This window comes from Rhizobium sp. YAF28 (genome assembly GCF_052113285.1).
GTDB lineage: Bacteria > Pseudomonadota > Alphaproteobacteria > Rhizobiales > Rhizobiaceae > Rhizobium.
In genome coordinates, this window is record NZ_JBFRCX010000014.1 from 22,019 (window position 1) to 40,367 (window position 18,349).

Here is an 18,349-nt window from a genome sequence, read left to right on the forward strand (position 1 = left end):
CCATATGAATGAGATCAAAATGAACGAGACCAAGATCAAAAGGCCGCGCCAGGCCGATATTGCCAATCTGGCTGGCGTTTCCGTTTCCACGGTCTCACGGGTGCTCGCCAACGAGCCCGGTATCAGCGAAAGCGTGCGGCGGCACATTTTGAAGGTCGCTGCCGAACATGGCTATCCGGTGAAGACTGTTTCGGAAAGCGTTCCGGGCGGGCTTGCCCTGATTGCCAGCGACGGAGCAACCGGTGGCCTCAGCGTATTCTACGAATCGATCGTTGAGGGCCTTCGCGCCGGTGCCGCTGATGCCGGCATGCCTTTCGAAGTGCTGCTCGTGCGAGAAGACCGCACGACGCCTGATGTCGTCGGCGAGTATATGCAGACGGCGCAAGCCGAAGGGCTTTTCCTCGTCGGCATCGATCCAAGCGATACGTTGCGGGCCTGGCTGGAAGAGACGGGAACACCGACCGTCCTCGTCAACGGTACGGATCCGCGCCTGCGCCTCGATGGCGTCTCCCCCTCCAATTTCTTCGGCGCCTACGAGGCGACCAGCCGGCTCACGAAAGCCGGTCATCGACGTATCCTGCATCTCACCGGCTCGCATCGCCACACGATCCGCGAACGTGTGCGAGGCTTCGAGGCGGCGATTGCCGCGGTTCCCGGTGCCGAAGGCCGGCTCGTTCCGCTCACCTTCCAGGGCAGCGCCAGCCGCGAGGCGCATGAGCGCACGGTCGCGATGCTCGCGGAAGATCCCGGATATACGGCGGCCTTCTGCATGAATGATTTCATTGCCGTCGGCGTGCTCGAAGCCGTCACCGAAGCAGGCCTTCGCGTTCCCGAGGATTTCGCGATCGTCGGCTTCGATGACCTGCCCTGCGCCGTCATGACCAATCCCAGGCTTTCCACCATGCGCGTCGACCGCGCGGCGCTTGGCCGCGAGGCCGTCTCCCTTCTGATTTCCCGCTACCGCGACAGGACCGCTCCCGCCCGCCATATCTGCCAGGCGGTCGTTCCCGTTGCCGGAGGCACTGTTCCTGATACCGACAAGCTGTGAGTGATGCCGATGACCTATGATCCCGCCAGCGCCAATCCGCTTGCAGGCAATCCGCTGAATACCCGCGCCGACATGATCCGCGCTGTCAACGATCTCTTCAATCCGCTGCTGCCCTTCTTCTCTGACGGCAATGCCCGTGTTCGCCTCGATGGCGCCGGCGCTCATTTCGACCGGGCCGCTGCTGATCTTGAAGGCTTCGCCCGTCCGCTCTGGGGTCTTGCACCGCTCGGCGCCGGCAAGAATGATTTCGCACATTGGCACCGCTTTGCCGAAGGTCTTGCGAATGGCTGTGATCCGACCCATCCCGAATATTGGGGCACGGTCAATGCACGCGACCAGCGCATGGTGGAGCTCGCCGCCCTCGGTTTTGCCCTGGCGCTGGTGCCCGAAAAGATCTGGGAGCCGCTCGACAAGCGTGCTCGTGACAATATCGTCGGCTATTTCAAGCATGTCCGGCAGTTCGACTATGCCGACAACAACTGGAAATTCTTCCGGATCTTCGTCGATATCGCTCTCGACCGACTCGGCGCCGATTTCGACCGCAGCCTGACCAAGCAATATCTTGAGGAACTCGAAGGCTTCTACATTGGCGACGGCTGGTACCGTGACGGCAATATCCGCCGCATCGACCACTACATTCCCTTCGCAATGCATTTCTACGGCTTGATATATTCCAAGCTGGTCGATGACGACTATGCCAAACGTTACCGCGAGCGTGCCGTCCTCTTCGCCAAGGATTTCCGCCATTGGTTTGCGCCCGATGGCGCGACAATCCCCTTCGGCCGCAGCCTCACCTATCGTTTCGCCTGTGCCGGTTTCTGGTCGGCGCTCGCCTTCGCCGATCTGGAGGCGTTGCCTTGGGGCGAGGTCAAGCATCTCTGCCTCGAGCATCTGCGCTGGTGGCGGGACAAGCCGATCGCCAGCCACGATGGCGTTCTCTCCATTGGCTTCGGCTACCCGAACCTCTTGATGTCGGAGAGTTATAATTCTGCCGGCTCACCCTACTGGGCCTTCAAGGCCTTCCTACCGCTCGCCATTGCCGAGGATCATCCCTTCTGGACCGCAGAGGAAAAGGCGCCTGAGCAAACCCCCGAGGTCGTTCCGCAGCGTCATCCGGGCATGGTGGTCATGCGTGCCGGCAATGATGTCGTGGCGCTCTCGTCTGGTCAGGAAAATCTGCAGATGCGCTTCGGCACGGAGAAATATGCAAAATTCGCCTATTCCGCCCGCTACGGTTTCAGCGTCGAGGCTGACGAGCGAGCCTTCGCACTTGGCGCCTTCGATTCCGCACTCGCCTTCAGCGATGACGGCCTGCATTACCGCGTCCGCGAAACCAATGAAGAAGCGAAGATCGCCGGCAACATCCTTTACTCCAGATGGTCAGCCTTCAAGGACGTGAAGGTCGAAACCTGGCTCGTACCATCGGCCCCGTGGCATATCCGCGTCCACCGCATCACAACACCACGCCCGCTGCAGACCGCGGAAGGCGGCTTCGCGATTGCCAAACGCGATCTCGATGCGGACACGCTTTCAGCGGCTGAAGGCTCGGCTCATGCGATCGGCGAGGTGGATTTCACCGGCATCGTCGACCTCGGTTCTTCGATCAAGCGAAACGGCCTTGCTCAGAAGGCGCTGCCGAATACCAACTTGATCGTTTCCAAGACGCTCGTGCCCCAGCTCCGCGGTGAGATTCCGGCCGGCGAAACAGTTCTGGTCGCGGCTGTACTCGCGTTGAACGATCCGGCTGCCGTATCGGGGGCATGGACCGCGCCGCCGAAAGCACCCGATATCGCTGTGCTCCGGAAGCTGGTCAGCGAGAAGGGCGTGACCGTCAGCGCCATCGAAGCGCCAGGACATATGCCATGAGCCGTGCTGCCATCGTCCTCGCCATGCAGCCTTCCCGCACGGAGCATGTGTTGCCCGAGGCGGTCCTTCACCGGCTGGATGGCATCGGGCGCCTGCTCGATGCCGAACCGCTTCAGCACTTCGACGACGAGCGGGCGAAGCGACTGCTCTCCGAGGCGGAAATCCTAATTACAGGCTGGGGTGCACCCTATGTTGGTCGCGAGGTTCTGGCGCTTGCGCCGAAATTGAAGCTCGTCGTTCATGCGGCGGGAACGGTGAAGGGCCTCGTCGATCCCGGCATTTTCGAGGCCGGCGTCGTCGTCAGTCATGCGGCCGAGGCCAATGCCGTGCCGGTCGCCGAATTCACGCTCGCCGCAATCATCTTTGCCGGCAAACATGTCTTCCGTTTCCGCGACCTCTATGTCGGCGACCGCCATCGTGATAGCACCCATCCGATGCAGCGTGAGGCCATCGGCAATTATCGCCGCACGGTTGGCATCATCGGTGCGTCACGCATCGGTCGCCGTGTCATCGATCTGCTGAAGCCCTTCGATTACAAGGTACTGCTCTTCGATCCGACCATCGATGCCGGTCAGGCGCGCGGAATGGGCGTGTACAAGGTGGAGCTCGACGATCTCATGCGTCATTCGGATATCGTCTCCCTCCACGCGCCATCACTGCCGTCCACCTACCATATGATCGATGCCGCAAAACTGGCGCTGATGAAGGATGGCGCGACGCTGATCAATACCGCGCGCGGCGCGCTGATCGATGAGGACGCTTTGCTTGTCGTGTTAAAGACCGGCCGTATCGACGCCATTATCGATGTGACCGATCCCGAAATACCGGGATCGGAATCGGCGTTTTACGACCTGCCCAACGTCTTCCTTACACCGCATATCGCCGGTGCCGTCGGCCTCGAGCGCACTCGCCTCGGTGAAATGGCCGCGGATGAGGCCGAACGCTTCACCAAGGGCGAGCCTCTGCTTTACCGGCTCACCCTCGAAAACCTGGAAAATACCGCCTGAGGCGTCTTACGACGCCTTCAGCGAGTTCGGCGAACCGTCATTGGCAAGCTCCGGCATCAGGTCGGAGATATTGACGACCTTGCCGGTGCGCGAGCTCGTCAGCGCCGCAATGCCGCAGAGCACGGACATGGCGCCGGCGCGGGTGCCGGCCCGCTGCGCGAGCTTGTCCTGCATGTCGGGCTTGAAGATCATGTTGCGCATCCGGTCGTCACCGCCGTAATGGCCGCCGGAAAAATGCGGCACCGTGATGCGCTCGACGGCCTCCTTGCTATGCGGGAAGCTGCGGATCAGCAGGACCGTATCTTCCTTCGGCTCTTCCCACGGCTGTGCTTCATACTGGCGGATTTCGATACGGCCCTTGGTGCCGTTGAAGGCGAGGTGATGGCCCTCGATCGGCTGGAACGTGTTCAGTGAATAGGAGACATGGACATTGTTTCGGTAGCGGATCGAAGTGACCATCGTATCGGGAATGTCGATGTCTTCGCGGAAGACACAACCGTCGCGGAAATAACCGTCGATCTTCGAGGGATCCTCATAGAGCGAATCGAGGAAGGGATCCTTTTCGAGGTCGAGGTAATAATCGCATTCCTGCGTGTGCGGACAGAGCTTGCAGCGCGGGCCGCGGAAAGGCCCTTTGCGGCCGTAATTCTGCAGGTCGGCAAAAGAGGTCACGGCGTCAGGATCGCTGTCGAGATACCAGTTCAGAAGGTCGAAATGATGCGTCGCCTTGTGAACGAAGAGGCTGCCGGAATTTTCGGTATAGGCATGCCAGCGGCGGAAATAGTCGGCGCCATGCTTTGTGTTGAGATACCAGTGGAAGTCGACTGAGGTGACGCGGCCGATCTCGCCGGAATTCAAGAGCTCCTTGATCTTCGCTGCCGTCGGCGCATAGCGATAGTTGAAGGAGACGTCGACCCGGCGGCCGGTGCGCTTTTCGGCGTCCAGAATCCGGCGAATCTTCTCGACCGAGGTGGTCATCGGCTTTTCGGTGATGACGTCGATGCCGGATTCCAACGCCCGCACCACGATATCGTCATGCGTATGGTCGGGCGTACAGACGATAACGAGATCCGGCTTCTGCTCTATGAGCATCGAATCGATGTTTTCATAGAGCGGTGCATTGCTGCCGATCATGGTGCGGGCGCGCTCGCCGCGCAGAGAATTCTTCTCGACGATCGCAGTTAGGTCGACATGCTCGCGCCAGCCGGCCAAGAGTTCCTTGCCCCACATCGTGGTGCCGCGGTTACCGGTGCCGATCAGGGCAAAACGGCGTTTCTCCATCGAATGATTCCTCCTTCATACGTGATGAAACGATTGGACTTTAGAGCAATTCCAGCAAAAGTGTGCAGCGGTTTTGCGTCCGGAATTGCGTGAAAACAAAGAGATAGGGCATGTCCGTGTTTCGAAGAAAAACGGACATGCTCCAGAATCAGACTTGGCAGCAGCTCCTGAAGCGCTCGACGCAGGTGGCGATCACCTCGTCGGCCGGACGCTTCCACCAGTTCTCAGCCGAGAAGATTTCGACCTCCTGCGCGCCCAAGAAGCCGGCGGCTTCCACCATCCGTCTTATGCCTTTGAGATCGATGACGCCATCGCCCATCATGCCGCGGTCAAGCAGCATGTCCTTGGTCGGCACCAGCCAGTCGCAGATGTGATGGGCAAAGATGCGCTTCATCCGTCCGGCGCGGGCGATCTGGTTGGCCAGATCGGGATCCCACCAGACGTGATAAACATCGACGGCGACGCCGACATCCTCGCCGAGTTGCTCGCACATATCGAGCGCCTGGCCGAGCGTGTTTACACAAGCCCGGTCGGCCGCATACATCGGATGCAATGGCTCGATCGCGAGCTTCACGCCCGAGGCCTGCGCATGCGGTAGCACGGCGGCAATGCCGTCGAACACCATCTGGCGGGCCGCGACGATATCCTTCGAACTATCAGGCAAACCGCCGACGACGAGCACGAGGCAATCGGCCGAAAAGGCTGCCGCCTCGTCGATGGCGCGTCTGTTGTCGTCGAGGTTCTTCTGCCACTCGGCTTCGTTCGCTGCCGGAAAGAAGCCGCCGCGGCAAAGCCCGGTCAGCTTGATGCCGTTCGACTTGACGATGCGCACTGCCTCGTCGAGGCCGGCCTTGGCGACCTGATCGCGCCAGGGCGCGATCGAGGTGATGCCGTGTTTCAGGCAGATATCGACGGCTTCGGCAAAGCCACATTGCTCGCGGATTGTCGCAAGGTTGATCGAAAGTCCTTCGACCTGCATGTCATTCCCCTCCCATTGCCATGCTGACGTTCAGTGAACGCCGTGGACGGCAAGCACCCGCTTCATGCGATCAGTTGCAAGGTCCGGATCGGCCAGAACCCGGGCCTTGTCGGCCAGGCGGAAAAGCTCCGCCAGATGCGTGAGCGAGCGCGTGCTCTGCTGGCCGCCGATCATTGTGAAATGATCCTGCACGCCGTTGAGATAGGCGAGGAAGACGACGCCGGTCTTGTAAAAGCGGGTCGGCGCTTTGAAGATGTGGCGCGACAGCGGAACTGTCGGCTCGAGCAGATCGAAGAATTCGTGGTTGCTCTTACGGCCAAGCGCGTCGAGTGCGGCCGAAGCCGCAGGCGCGATGGCGTCAAAGATGCCGAGCAGCGCATCCGAATGGCCCTGCTCGTCGCCGGCAATCAGTTCGGCGTAGTTGAAATCATCGCCAGTGTACATGCGCACGCTCTTCGGCAGCTGCCGGCGCATCGTGACTTCCTTCTCCTTGGAAAGAAGCGAGATCTTGATACCGTCGACCTTGGCGGCATTGGCTTCGATCACCTGCAGGCAGGTTTCCATCGCCTTCAGATGGTCGCCATTGCCCCAATATCCCTGAAGCGCCGGGTCGAACATTTCGCCGAGCCAATGGATGATGACAGGTTCTTTTACCTGGCGAAGAATGCGGTCATAGACCCTGACATAGTCATCCGGCCCCTTGGCGGCGGCGGCCAGTGCCCGGCTTGCCATCAGGATGATGCGACCGCCGGCAGCTTCCACCGTTTCGATCTGCTCTTCATAAGCCCTAATGATCGTATCGATGGTCACGTCGGGGCCGGGCGTCAGATGGTCGGTGCCGGCGCCGCAGGCAATCAGCGCGTCCTTGCGTCCGGCTGCTTCGCCAAGCGCGCGGCGGACCAGCTCGCGGGCTTCCGGCCAGCCGAGGCCCATGCCGCGCTGTGCAGTATCCATCGCCTCGGCCACGCCGAGGCCGAGGTCCCAAAGCCGATGGCGGAAGGCAAGCGTCCGTTCCCAGTCGATCGCCGGTGTCAGCCACGGATCATTGTCGGCGAGCGGATCGGCCACCACATGGGCGGCGGCAAAGGCGATACGCGGGAAGCTCTTGGCGTCCCGCTTCTTGAGTTCGATCGGCGTGCCGGTCAGTGTATAAGGAGCGATCTTGCCGTCGAGGGGAAGATTGATCGTCGTCACGGCTCAGAACTCCAGCGTGGGAACGTCGAGCCAGCGGCGCTCGGCCCAGGATTTCAGGCCGAGTTCTGCAAGCTGCACGCCCTTGGCGCCGGCTTCCAGGCCGTAGGGCCAGGGAGCATCTTCGACGACGTGGCGAATGAACATTTCCCACTGCGCCTTGAAGCCGTTGTCGAAGACCTGCGTATCCGGCACTTCGTCCCAGGTCTTGTAGAAGTCGATGGTCTGCGGCTGGTCAGGATTCCAGACAGGCTTCGGCGTATTGACGCGGTGCTGGCTCCAGCACTTGGTGAGGCCGGCAACGGCCGAGCCATGCGTGCCGTCCACCTGGAAGGTCACGAGGTCGTCGCGACGAACGCGTACGGCCCAGGAGGAATTGATCTGCGCGATCGCGCCGCCTTCCAGCTCGAAGGTCGCATAGGCGGCATCATCGGTGTCGCAATTATAGGGCTTGCCCTGTTCGTCGATACGGCTGGGAATATGGGTCGCGCCCAGGCAGGAAACGGCCTTCACCTCACCGAAGAGATTGTCGAGCACATAGCGCCAGTGGCAGAGCATATCGAGAATGATGCCGCCGCCATCGGCCTTGCGATAATTCCAGGACGGGCGCTGCGCCGGAACGCCCCAGTCGCCTTCGAAGACCCAGTAGCCGAATTCGCCGCGCACTGAGAGGATCTTGCCGAAGAAGCCAGAATCGCGCAGCAGCGCCAGCTTGCGCAGGCCAGGCAGGAACAGCTTGTCCTGTACCACGCCGTGCTTGAGGCCCGAAGCACGCGCCTTGCGCGCAAGGTCGATCGCGACCTGCAGATCGTCGGAAATCGGCTTTTCGCAATAGACATGCTTGCCGGCATCGAGCGCCTTGGTGAGAAGCTCGGCGCGCATCAGCGTCGTGCCGGCATCGAAGAAGATGGTGTCATCGGGATTGGCGAGCGCGGCATCCAGATCGGTCGACCAGCGCTTGATATTATGCTTGCGGGCAAGCTCCTCCATCTTCGCGCCGTTACGGCCGACGATGATTGGATCGATTTCCAGTTTTTCGCCTGATTTCAGCGTGATGCCGCCTTGATCGCGGAAGGCCAGGATCGATCGAACGAGGTGCTGGTTGTAGCCCATACGGCCGGTAACGCCGTGCAAAATGATCCCCAAACGTGCCATTTTTCCCTCCCTGGAAGCTTTTATGCGTCGGGAGCGGGCAGCCGGGCCCGGCCCTCCCGAGCCGGTAACTAAACAGTTACTTGATGGCAGAAGAGGAATATTGCTGTCAATAGCCAATTCGGTTTTTTGAAAATCAGCGCTTTATCGAGGCGAGCGTGACGTGAACGATATGTCGTTCCCAGGCTTCGAGATTCGCAGGCGTAATGAGATCGCGGCCGAAGATCGTCGAAAGTGTGTACTGGTTGGAGAGGTAGAAATAGCCGAGCGAGGCGATTGTCAGATAGACATGCAGCGGGTCGGCGGTCTCGATGAAGACACCCGCCTTCTTGCCTACTTCCAGCACCTGTGAAAGCTCGCCGATCAGATGCGAATGCAACTCCTTGAGCCGCACGGACTGGCGCAACCAGCGGGCGCGGTGCAGGTTTTCCGTGCCGAGCAGGCTGAGGAACTCCGGATGCTGCAGGAAGTAGCGCCAGGTGAAGAGGGCAAGTTCCCCAATGCCCTCCTCAGGGCTGCGGGTGCCGATGTTCAGTGCGCGTTCGGCGGTGCGGATGCTAACATAGGCCTCCTCAAGCACACGCAGATAAAGCTGCTCCTTGTCGCCGAAATAGTGATAGAGCATGCGCTTGTTGGTGCCGGCGCGCTCGGCGATGGAATCGACACGCGCACCACCCATGCCGTTTTCGGCAAATTCCCGTGTCGCGGCTTCAAGAATGGCCGCACGGGTACGCTCCGGGTCGCGTTGGGCGGTTCGCTCGGCGGACGGGCGCTTGATTTTCTTTTTTGCGCTCTCCCCAGTGTCGTTCATCAGATTTCCCCTATTTTCCCCTGTTGCGCTCATAAGGCTTAAGCGGAAGAATGTAAAAACCCGATTTTGCAAACGCAATCGGGCCACCAACACCGCTTGACAGCCCGGAGGCTTTGAACATAGCTTGTAACCAATTAGTTATTTGTTGCAAGATAGCTAGTTAGGAAGCGTGTGGAGGCGCTTCCTATTGGGAGGAGGAAAACCAATATGTCTTTTCGTGTAAGCAGACGTAATTTCATGGCGGGCGGAGCAACGCTCCTTTCGCTGTCAGCGCTCGGAAACAGCGCTTTTGCCCAGGAAAACCGCCTGCGCCTCATCTGGTGGGGCTCTCAGCCGCGCGCTGACCGCACCAACAAGGTCTCCGACCTTTTCAAGGCGAAGAACAGCGGTGTTTCGATCACCGGCGAATTCCTCGGATGGGCTGATTACTGGCCGCGTCTGGCCACACAGGTGGCTGGCCGCAACGCGCCCGACGTCATCCAGATGGACTACCGCTATATTGTCGAATACGCCCGGCGCGGCGCTCTTGCCCCGCTGGAATCCTATATGCCGTCGAAGCTGCAGATCGATGATTTCGATCCGGCACAGATCGAAGGCGGCAAGGTCGATGGTCACCTGTACGGTGTCAGCCTCGGCGCGAATTCGGCGGCCACGGTCATCAACACCGTCGCCTTCCAGGAAGCCGGCATCGATGTGCCGACCAACAAGACGACCTGGGAAGAATTCGGCAAGATCGGTGCGGAAATCACCAAGGCCGGCAAGCGCAAGGGCTATTTCGGCTTTGCTGACGGCAGCGGCGGCGAACCGCTCTTCGAAAACTATGTACGTCAGCGCGGCAAGGCGCTGTACACGGCCGATTCGAAGATCGCTTTCGGCGCGGACGACGCCGCGGAATGGTTCGACATGTGGGCCAAGTTCCGTGAAGCTAAAGCTTGCGTAACGCCTGACATTCAGGCGCTCTATAAGGATACGATCGACACCAGCCCGCTGACCCTCGGCAAGGCTGCCTGCGATTATGCTCACTCCAACCAGTTCGTTGGCTATCAGGCGATGGTCAAGGACAAGTTGATGCTCAGCAACTACCTCAGGATCAAGCCGGACTCGAAGGGCGGCCATTACCGCAAACCTTCGATGTTCTTCTCGGTCTCTGCACAGTCGAAGGTGATCGATCAGGCTGTCGATTACGTCAACTTCTTCGTCAAGAACCCCGATGCCGCCAAGATACTCGATGTCGAGCGCGGCATTCCGGAATCGAAGGCGATGCGCGAAGTCGTCGCCGGCACGCTCGATGAAACCGGCAAGATCCCGCTCGAATATGTCGCCGGTCTCGGCGATCTCGCCGGTCCGCTTCCGCCCCCGCCGCCGACCGGCGCCGGCGAAGGCCAGGTCGTGCTGCGCACCATCTCGGAGCAGGTAGCTTTCGGCCAGCTTACGCCGGCCGATGCCGGCAAGCAGCTCGTGGATGAAATCACGCGAATTCTCGCGCGGGGTTGATCTCATATGACCAATGCGATGCGCACGTCCGCAGGGACGGTAACCGTGGAAAGATATCAGGGAGTAAAGGCTGACGGACGCTTTCGGCGCCTGTGGAATGCCAATGCTCCTGGCTATCTCTTTCTGCTGCCGTGGCTGGTAGGCTTCTTTGGCCTCACGCTCGGCCCGGCCCTGATTTCGCTCTACCTCTCCTTCACCGACTTCGACATGTTGAGGGCGCCGGGTTGGGTAGGGGCCGCAAATTACGTGCGCATCGCAACGGCCGATCCGAAATTCGCATCGGCCATGTCAGTCACGCTGACCTATGTCGTGCTGTCGGTTCCGTTCAAGCTGACCTTCGCCCTGCTCGTCGCTCTGGCATTGAACAGGGGTCTGAGTGGGCTGCCGATCTACCGCGCGATTTTCTACCTTCCGTCTCTTCTCGGCGGCAGCGTTGCGATTGCCGTGCTGTGGCGCCAGCTCTTCGCCAGCGATGGCCTCGTCAACGCCGCGCTCGCACAATTCGGCATCGTCGGCCCGAGCTGGATCTCGCATCCAAGCTATTCGATCTATACGCTGGTGGCTCTCTCCGTCTGGCAGTTCGGCTCGCCGATGATCATTTTCCTGGCCGGTCTGCGGCAGATTCCGCAGGATATGTATGAGGCCGCAAGCCTCGACGGCGCCTCGAAATTTCGCCAGTTCTACAAGATCACCCTGCCGCTTCTCACACCGGTGATCTTCTTCAATGCTGTCGTTCAGACGATCGATGCTTTCAAGGCTTTCACACCCGCCTTCATCATCTCCGGCGGTACGGGCGGCCCGATCAATTCGACGCTCTTCTACACGCTCTATCTCTATCAGGAGGCCTTCGGCAATTTCCGCATGGGCTACGCCTCGGCGCTCGCCTGGATCCTCGTGGTGATCATCGCGATCTTCACCGCCTTCTCCTTCCTGACCTCGCGCTACTGGGTGCACTACGATGACTGAGATGACCGCTTCCGTCACCGCGGCCAGGCCGCCATCGGACATCACCAAACGCAGCCTCCCGGCTTCGATCATCATCCACGCGCTGCTGATCGCCGCCTCGCTGCTGATGCTCTATCCACTCCTGTGGATGGTGTCGGCATCGGTCAGGCCGGAAAATGAAATCTTCTCGTCGACCTCGCTCATCCCGTCGTCGGTCGATTTCTCCTCCTATGTGCGCGGCTGGACCGGACTCGACATCACCTTCGGCCGGTTCTTCTGGAATTCGCTCGTCATCTCGCTGCTGGTCGTGGCGGGCAATGTCATCGCCTGCTCGCTGACGGCATTCGCCTTCGCACGGCTGCGTTTTGCCGGCCGAAATTTCTGGTTCGCGATCATGCTCGGCACGCTGATGATCCCCTATCACGTGACGCTCATCCCGCAATATGTGCTCTTCCTCGACCTCGGCTGGGTCAACACCATCCTGCCGCTGGTCGTGCCGAAGTTCCTGGCAAGCGACGCATTCTTCATCTTCCTCATGGTGCAGTTCTTCCGCGGCATCCCGCGTGAACTCGATGAAGCGGCGATGATGGACGGCTGCAGCGCCTGGCGCATCTATTGGAAGATCATGCTGCCGCTGTCGCTGCCGGTTCTGGCGACGGCCGCCATCTTCTCATTCATCTGGACCTGGGACGATTTCTTCGGTCCGCTGATCTACCTCAACGACATGAACACCTACACGATCCAGCTCGGCTTGCGCACTTTCGTGGACTCCACCAGCGCATCGGACTGGGGTGGATTGTTCGCCATGTCGACGCTGACCCTCGTGCCCGTGTTCTTCTTCTTCCTGTTCTTCCAGCGCCTGCTGATCGAAGGCATCGCCACGACCGGCATGAAGCGTTGATGGATCGGGCAGGAAAGCCAGACAGGGAAGAATGACATGAGCATCAAGACAGTCGCGATCATCGGCTGCGGTATCGGCCGCTCTCACATCGTCGAGGGTTACCTTCCGCATCCGGACAAGTTCAAGGTCGTGGCGATCTGCGACCTGAACGAGGAGCGCCTGAAGACGATCGGCGACGAATTCGGCATCGAACGGCGCACAACCTCCTTCGATGAACTGCTTGCCGATGACAGCATCGACATCATCGATATCTGCACGCCGCCGGGTATCCATAAGGAGCAGGTCATAGCCGCTCTGGCCGCCGGCAAGCATGTGGTCTGTGAAAAGCCGCTCACCGGCTCGCTCGCCAGTGCCGACGAAATCATCGCGGCCGAAAAGACTGCCAAGGGTACGCTGATGCCGATCTTCCAGTATCGCTATGGCGATGGCGTCGAGAAGGCCAAGCGCATCATCGACGCGGGTCTCGCCGGCAAGTTCTACATGGGCTCCGTCGAGACCTTCTGGCGCCGCAAACCGGAATATTATGCCGTGCCCTGGCGCGGCAAATGGGCAACTGAACTCGGTGGCGTCCTCGTCACCCATGCGCTCCATCTGCACGACATGCTTTTTTATCTTGCCGGCCCGGCAACCCGCGTCTTCGGCCGCGTGGCAACCCGTGTCAACGAGATCGAAGTGGAAGATTGCGCCTCAGTCAGCCTGCAGATGCAGAACGGTGCCTTCGTCTCGCTGTCCTGCACGCTCGGTTCGCAGAACGAAATCAGCCGGCTCAGGCTTCACTTCGAAAATATCACCTTCGAAAGCAATCATGAGGCCTATGCGCCCGGCCAAGACCCCTGGCAGATCATCGCTGCCGACGATGAAGTACAGGCGAAGATCGATACCGTCATCGCCGACTGGCAGCCCGTGCCGCTGCGCTTCAACACGCAGATGCTGCGCTTCCACGATTACCTGATGGGCAGAGGACCGCTTCCCGTGACGAGTGCGGATGCAAGACGCGCGCTGGAACTGGTCACGGCCATCTATCAATCCTCCGATAGCGGCGCCGATGTCGCCCTGCCGATCGGTCCTGACAGCCCGAAATACGCCGACTGGCGTGCAAGAACCAAATAAGAGGGGATTTCGGAACATGGCAACGAGTGTCGTTCTTCAGAAAGTCGAGAAGCGCTATGGCCAACTCGACGTTATTCACGGCATCGACCTGACGATCGATCCCGGCGAATTCGCCGTCTTCGTCGGCCCTTCGGGTTGTGGCAAGTCCACGCTGCTGCGCATGATCGCCGGCCTCGAGGAAATCTCCGGCGGCGCGCTGCTGCTCGACAATGAGCGCATGAACGAAGTGACGCCCGCCAAGCGCGGGATCGCCATGGTCTTCCAGTCCTATGCGCTCTATCCGCATATGTCGGTCTATAAGAACCTCGCTTTCGGCCTGGAAACCGCGGGCTACAAGAAGGCCGAGATCGAACCGAAGGTGCGCCGCGCCGCGCAGATTCTGCAGATCGAGAAGCTGCTCGAACGCAAGCCGAAGGCACTGTCAGGCGGCCAGCGCCAACGCGTTGCGATCGGCCGCGCCATCGTGCGCGAGCCGCGCATCTTCCTCTTCGACGAGCCGCTGTCTAACCTCGATGCCGAACTGCGCGTGCAGATGCGCGTGGAGATTTCCCGCCTGCACCGCAGCCTCGGCAACACGATGATCTATGTCACCCACGATCAGGTGGAGGCCATGACCATGGCCGACAAGATCGTCGTGCTGAACTCCGGCCGCATCGAACAGGTCGGCGCCCCGCTCGATCTCTATAACAACCCGGCCAACCGCTTCGTCGCCGGCTTCATCGGCAGCCCGAAGATGAATTTCCTGAGTGCAAAGATCGAGAGCGCCACGGACACTGGCTCGACCGTCAATGTGTGCGGCAATTCCATTCAGCTCGGTCGCAGGCTTGCCGGTCAGGCTGGCCAGAACGTCACCTTCGGCATCCGCCCCGAGCATCTTTCCTTGGCGGAGGGCGGCGCCGTCCTTTCGACCGTCAATGTCGATCTGGTCGAAAATCTCGGCGGTGCCACGATGCTATATGCCACGACGCCGGACAATCAGCCGCTCACCATCGCACTCGATGGCCAGCAAAAGGTCGAACGCGGCACCAATGTGAAGGCCTCCTTCGATCCGGCGCGCTGTCACGTCTTTGATGACGCCGGCAAGACGATCTAATTAGCCCGGCTTGACAGCCGATCCCTCACAAGCCCATCATTTCATTGAGGGCTAAGAGGGGGATACGCGTGACGCCTGAAGAGAGGATTCATGCGCTTGGCATCTGGCAAGGCCCGATCGACATAACCCCGATCACCGGCGGCCTCACCAACCGGAACTACTTTGTGAGAGATGGCGCGCTGCGGCGCGTCGTACGTCTGGGCGATGATATTCCGGTCCATCATATCAGCAGGCAGAACGAGCTTGCGGCGAGCCGCGCCGCCCATGCGGCCGGCATCTCGCCCGCCGTTATCCATCACGTGCCAGGTGTGCTGGTTCTCGATTTCATCGATGCCGCGCCGCTGTCGCCCGAAGACATCCGCAAGCCGGAAACGCTTGCTCGTGTCGTTCCGTTGATCCGTGCCTGCCATCACGACATGGCCCGCCATTTCCGTGGTCAGGCGATGATCTTCTGGGTCTTCCATGTGATCAGGGATTATGTAGCGAACCTGAGGTCCGCAAACAGTCCGTATGTGCCGTTGCTGAATGGCCTGCTTCAGAAGGAGGAGCGTCTCGAGCAGGCGGCAGGTCCCTTCGAAATCGCCTTCGGCCACAATGATCTTCTGGCCACTAATTTCCTCGACGATGGCCGGCGGCTCTGGCTGATCGACTGGGATTATGCGGGCTTCAACACGCCGCTCTTCGATCTCGGTGGTCTTGCCTCCAACAGCGAGTTTTCGGGCGAGGTGGAGCGCCTCATGCTGGAGACTTATTTCGATCGACCGCTGACGGATGATCTCAGCCGCTGCTATCGGGCCATGAAATGCGCCTCGCTACTGCGCGAGACGCTCTGGAGTATGATCTCCGAGATCCATTCCACCATCGATTTCGACTACGCTGCCTATACCGCCGAAAATCTCGCCCGCTTCGAGCGCGCCTATCGGGCATTTGAACAGGATCATTGAATGACGAAGCAATTACCGAAGACGGCAAAGGCCGTGGTCATCGGCGGCGGCATCATCGGCTGCTCGACCGCCTATCATCTGGCCAAGCTCGGCTGGACCGATACGGTGCTCCTTGAGCGCAAGAAGCTGACGTCAGGCACGACATTCCACGCCGCTGGCCTCGTCGGTCAATTGCGCACCAGCGCCAACATCACCCAGCTTCTGGGATATTCCGTCGATCTCTATAAGAAGCTCGAAGCCGAGACAGGTCTCGGCACCGGCTGGAAGATGAATGGCGGCCTGCGGCTTGCCTGTAACGAGGAGCGCTGGACGGAGGTCAAGCGTCAGGCGACCACGGCTCAGTCCTTCGGCCTCGAAATGCATCTCCTGAACCCGCAGGAAGCTTTCGATCTCTGGCCGCTGATGACGACAGACGATCTCGTCGGCGCCGCCTATCTGCCGACGGATGGTCAGGCCAATCCCTCCGACATCACTCAGGCGCTGGCAAAAGGCGCCCGCATGGCCGGCGTCTCTATCTTCGAGGACACTGAAGTTCTCGATCTCGAAATCGACAGGGGGAGGATCCGCGCCGTCATCACCGGACAAGGCCGCATCGAATGCGAGCGGGTCGTGGTCTGCGCTGGCCAATGGACCCGCAGTTTCGCCGCCCGCTTCGGCGTCAATGTCCCGCTCGTCTCCGTCGAGCATCAATATATCATCACCGAATCCTTCGGCGTGCCCTCCAATCTTCCGACCCTGCGCGATCCTGATCGCCTCACCTATTACAAGGAGGAGGTCGGCGGCATGGTCATGGGCGGTTACGAGCCGAACCCCATCGGCTGGGCGCTGGACGGCATCCCTGATGGTTTCCACTACACGCTGCTCGACAGCAATTTCGATCATTTCGAGCAGATCATGGAGCACGCGCTCGGCCGCGTCCCGGCGCTCGAAAATGCTGGCATCAAGCAGCTTCTGAACGGGCCTGAGAGTTTTACGCCCGACGGCAACTTCATTCTCGGCGAGGCACCGGAGTTGAAGAATTTCTTCGTCGGCGCCGGCTTCAACGCTTTCGGTATCGCCTCGGCCGGCGGCGCCGGCATGGCGCTTGCCGAATGGGTAACGAAGGGCGAGCCGCCCTACGATCTCTGGCCGGTCGATATCCGCCGCTTCGGCCGCCCGCATTTCGATACGGACTGGGTTCGAACGAGAACGCTGGAGGCCTATGGCAAACACTACACGCTGGCTTTCCCCTTCGAGGAATACTCGAGCGGCCGCCCTTGCCGGAAGTCGCCGCTTTATGAACGGTTAAAGGCGCAGGGCGCGTGTTTCGGCGAAAAGCTCGGCTGGGAGCGGCCGAACTGGTTTGCCGATCTCTTCGCCAATGAAGAGCCGAAGGATATCTATACCTACGGCCGCCAGAACTGGTTTGATGCCGTTGGCCGCGAGCACAAGGCCGTGCGCGAGGCAGCGGTCATCTTCGACCAGACCTCCTTCGCCAAATTCGTGCTGAAGGGCAGGGATGCAGAAGCAGCATTGTCATGGATTGCCGCCAACGATGTGGCAAGGCCCGAGGGATCGCTGATTTACACGCAGATGCTGAACGACAAGGGCGGCATTGAATGCGACGTCACCTGCGCCCGCATCGCCGAGAACGAATATTACATCGTCACCGGCACCGGCTTTGCCACGCATGATTTCGACTGGATCTCGCGCAACATCCCCGACGGCCTTCACGCCGAACTCGTCGATGTCACCTCGGCCTACACCGTGCTGTCGCTGATGGGGCCGAATTCCCGTGTCATCCTGGAAAAGGTCACGACCAGCGACGTCTCCAACGCTGCCTTCCCCTTCGGCCGCGTCAGGACCATCGGCATTGCCGGTTGCCCCGTGCGGGCTCTGCGCATTACCTATGTCGGCGAACTCGGCTACGAACTGCATGTGCCGATCGAATATGCGACGACCGTCTATGACGCGCTGATGGCGGCGGACGGGCAGTTCGGCCTCGTCAATGCCGGTTACCGCGCCATTGAAAGCTGCCGCCTGGAAAAGGGCTACCGCGCCTGGGGCTCCGATATCGGCCCCGACCACACGCCAGTTGAAGCCGGTCTTGGCTGGGCTGTGAAAATGCGGAAGAACACGCCCTTCAAGGGGCGCGAGGCGATCGAGCGCCAGCTCGAAGGCGGCGTAAAGAAGGTGCTCGCCTGCTTCGTGCCTGACGATCCCGATGTCGTTCTGCTCGGCCGCGAAACCATCTATCGTGACGGCAAACGTGTCGGCTGGCTCTCCAGCGGCGGCTTCGGCTACACCATCGGCAGGCCGATCGGTTACGGCTATGTCCGTAACCCTGATGGTGTAACGGAGGATTTTGTCCTCTCCGGCAATTATGAACTGGATGTCGCGCGCGAGCGCGTGTCCTGCAAGGTCAGCCTGAAACCACTCTATGACCCCGAGATGCAGCGGATAAGGGCTTAGAACGGTTGTGACGGTGAGCAAATTCCGCGGATGTTTCCTCATCCCTGTGCGGGTATAGGGATGAGGAAGTTTCGCT

At 60.3% G+C, this 18,349-nt stretch carries 15 protein-coding genes; 10 read left to right on the top strand and 5 right to left on the bottom strand.

The annotated features are described in order from the left end of the window. Positions 1-19: 19 nt before the first annotated feature. The 3 genes from AB4Z13_RS27190 to AB4Z13_RS27200 are packed head-to-tail and all read left to right on the top strand — an operon-like array spanning position 20 to position 3,921. On the top strand, positions 20-1,048 hold the full coding sequence (locus AB4Z13_RS27190) for a LacI family DNA-binding transcriptional regulator (RefSeq protein WP_439016968.1): 1,029 nt from the start codon (positions 20-22) through the stop codon (positions 1,046-1,048). Positions 1,049-1,057: 9 nt separating this feature from the next. Beyond that, positions 1,058-2,914 carry a DUF2264 domain-containing protein gene (locus AB4Z13_RS27195; protein WP_439016969.1) on the top strand — a complete coding sequence of 619 codons (1,857 nt, stop codon included), beginning with the start codon at positions 1,058-1,060 and terminating at the stop codon, positions 2,912-2,914. Next, the gene (locus AB4Z13_RS27200; RefSeq protein ID WP_439016970.1) at positions 2,911-3,921 is read left to right on the top strand and encodes a hydroxyacid dehydrogenase; all 1,011 of its coding nucleotides are present in this window, start codon (positions 2,911-2,913) and stop codon (positions 3,919-3,921) included. Before AB4Z13_RS27195 ends, AB4Z13_RS27200 begins: the two co-directional genes overlap by 4 nt. 6 nt (positions 3,922-3,927) lie before the next feature. Here the strand turns inward: AB4Z13_RS27200 and AB4Z13_RS27205 are convergent, their stop codons facing one another. From AB4Z13_RS27205 to AB4Z13_RS27225, 5 genes are all read right to left on the bottom strand, one after another. Then, on the bottom strand, positions 3,928-5,202 hold the full coding sequence (locus AB4Z13_RS27205) for a Gfo/Idh/MocA family protein (RefSeq protein ID WP_439016971.1): 1,275 nt from the start codon (positions 5,200-5,202) through the stop codon (positions 3,928-3,930). Positions 5,203-5,350: 148 nt separating this feature from the next. Then, positions 5,351-6,181: a sugar phosphate isomerase/epimerase family protein gene (locus tag AB4Z13_RS27210; protein WP_439016972.1), complete on the bottom strand. Its 831-nt coding sequence runs from the start codon at positions 6,179-6,181 to the stop codon at positions 5,351-5,353. 30 nt (positions 6,182-6,211) lie between these two features. Next, complete coding sequence (locus tag AB4Z13_RS27215) at positions 6,212-7,375, bottom strand: dihydrodipicolinate synthase family protein (RefSeq protein WP_439016973.1); 1,164 nt, start codon at positions 7,373-7,375, stop codon at positions 6,212-6,214. 3 nt (positions 7,376-7,378) lie between these two features. Further along, positions 7,379-8,527 (bottom strand): Gfo/Idh/MocA family protein, encoded by a 1,149-nt coding sequence (locus AB4Z13_RS27220; RefSeq protein ID WP_439016974.1) that lies wholly within the window; start codon positions 8,525-8,527, stop codon positions 7,379-7,381. A 133-nt stretch (positions 8,528-8,660) separates the two neighbouring features. Further along, positions 8,661-9,335, bottom strand: a complete 675-nt coding sequence (locus AB4Z13_RS27225; RefSeq protein ID WP_113320463.1) for a TetR/AcrR family transcriptional regulator — start codon at positions 9,333-9,335, stop codon at positions 8,661-8,663. A 207-nt stretch (positions 9,336-9,542) separates the two neighbouring features. Here AB4Z13_RS27225 and AB4Z13_RS27230 point away from each other — a divergent pair, with 207 nt between their 5' ends. The 7 genes from AB4Z13_RS27230 (at position 9,543) to AB4Z13_RS27260 (ending at position 18,273) form a co-directional block, all read left to right on the top strand. Continuing rightward, positions 9,543-10,829, top strand: coding sequence for an ABC transporter substrate-binding protein (locus tag AB4Z13_RS27230; protein WP_113320464.1), 1,287 nt, complete (start codon positions 9,543-9,545; stop codon positions 10,827-10,829). 6 nt (positions 10,830-10,835) lie between these two features. Next, entirely contained in the window at positions 10,836-11,795 is a 960-nt protein-coding gene (locus tag AB4Z13_RS27235; RefSeq protein ID WP_162747913.1) for a carbohydrate ABC transporter permease, read from the top strand. Beyond that, a complete protein-coding gene (locus AB4Z13_RS27240; protein WP_376776552.1) occupies positions 11,788-12,675 on the top strand; it encodes a carbohydrate ABC transporter permease in 888 nt (295 codons plus the stop codon). Before AB4Z13_RS27235 ends, AB4Z13_RS27240 begins: the two co-directional genes overlap by 8 nt. 36 nt (positions 12,676-12,711) lie before the next feature. Then, positions 12,712-13,785 carry a Gfo/Idh/MocA family protein gene (locus AB4Z13_RS27245; RefSeq protein WP_439016975.1) on the top strand — a complete coding sequence of 358 codons (1,074 nt, stop codon included), beginning with the start codon at positions 12,712-12,714 and terminating at the stop codon, positions 13,783-13,785. A 16-nt stretch (positions 13,786-13,801) separates the two neighbouring features. Then, positions 13,802-14,878: a sn-glycerol-3-phosphate ABC transporter ATP-binding protein UgpC gene (locus AB4Z13_RS27250; protein WP_113320467.1), complete on the top strand. Its 1,077-nt coding sequence runs from the start codon at positions 13,802-13,804 to the stop codon at positions 14,876-14,878. 68 nt (positions 14,879-14,946) lie between these two features. Beyond that, a complete protein-coding gene (locus AB4Z13_RS27255) occupies positions 14,947-15,822 on the top strand; it encodes a phosphotransferase (RefSeq protein ID WP_439016976.1) in 876 nt (291 codons plus the stop codon). Continuing rightward, positions 15,823-18,273, top strand: coding sequence for a GcvT family protein (locus AB4Z13_RS27260; RefSeq protein WP_442207321.1), 2,451 nt, complete (start codon positions 15,823-15,825; stop codon positions 18,271-18,273). Positions 18,274-18,349: the final 76 nt, after the last annotated feature.

Excerpts from the sequence above, each read along its gene's own strand:
- AB4Z13_RS27190 (WP_439016968.1), top strand. The coding sequence starts at position 20 with ATGAACGAGACCAAGATCAAAAGGCCGCGCCAGGCCGATATTGCCAAT.
- AB4Z13_RS27195 (WP_439016969.1), top strand. The coding sequence starts at position 1,058 with ATGACCTATGATCCCGCCAGCGCCAATCCGCTTGCAGGCAATCCGCTG.
- AB4Z13_RS27200 (WP_439016970.1), top strand. The coding sequence starts at position 2,911 with ATGAGCCGTGCTGCCATCGTCCTCGCCATGCAGCCTTCCCGCACGGAG.
- AB4Z13_RS27205 (WP_439016971.1), bottom strand. The coding sequence starts at position 5,202 with ATGGAGAAACGCCGTTTTGCCCTGATCGGCACCGGTAACCGCGGCACC.
- AB4Z13_RS27210 (WP_439016972.1), bottom strand. The coding sequence starts at position 6,181 with ATGCAGGTCGAAGGACTTTCGATCAACCTTGCGACAATCCGCGAGCAA.
- AB4Z13_RS27220 (WP_439016974.1), bottom strand. The coding sequence starts at position 8,527 with ATGGCACGTTTGGGGATCATTTTGCACGGCGTTACCGGCCGTATGGGC.
- AB4Z13_RS27225 (WP_113320463.1), bottom strand. The coding sequence starts at position 9,335 with ATGAACGACACTGGGGAGAGCGCAAAAAAGAAAATCAAGCGCCCGTCC.
- AB4Z13_RS27230 (WP_113320464.1), top strand. The coding sequence starts at position 9,543 with ATGTCTTTTCGTGTAAGCAGACGTAATTTCATGGCGGGCGGAGCAACG.
- AB4Z13_RS27235 (WP_162747913.1), top strand. The coding sequence starts at position 10,836 with ATGACCAATGCGATGCGCACGTCCGCAGGGACGGTAACCGTGGAAAGA.
- AB4Z13_RS27240 (WP_376776552.1), top strand. The coding sequence starts at position 11,788 with ATGACTGAGATGACCGCTTCCGTCACCGCGGCCAGGCCGCCATCGGAC.
- AB4Z13_RS27245 (WP_439016975.1), top strand. The coding sequence starts at position 12,712 with ATGAGCATCAAGACAGTCGCGATCATCGGCTGCGGTATCGGCCGCTCT.
- AB4Z13_RS27250 (WP_113320467.1), top strand. The coding sequence starts at position 13,802 with ATGGCAACGAGTGTCGTTCTTCAGAAAGTCGAGAAGCGCTATGGCCAA.
- AB4Z13_RS27260 (WP_442207321.1), top strand. The coding sequence starts at position 15,823 with ATGACGAAGCAATTACCGAAGACGGCAAAGGCCGTGGTCATCGGCGGC.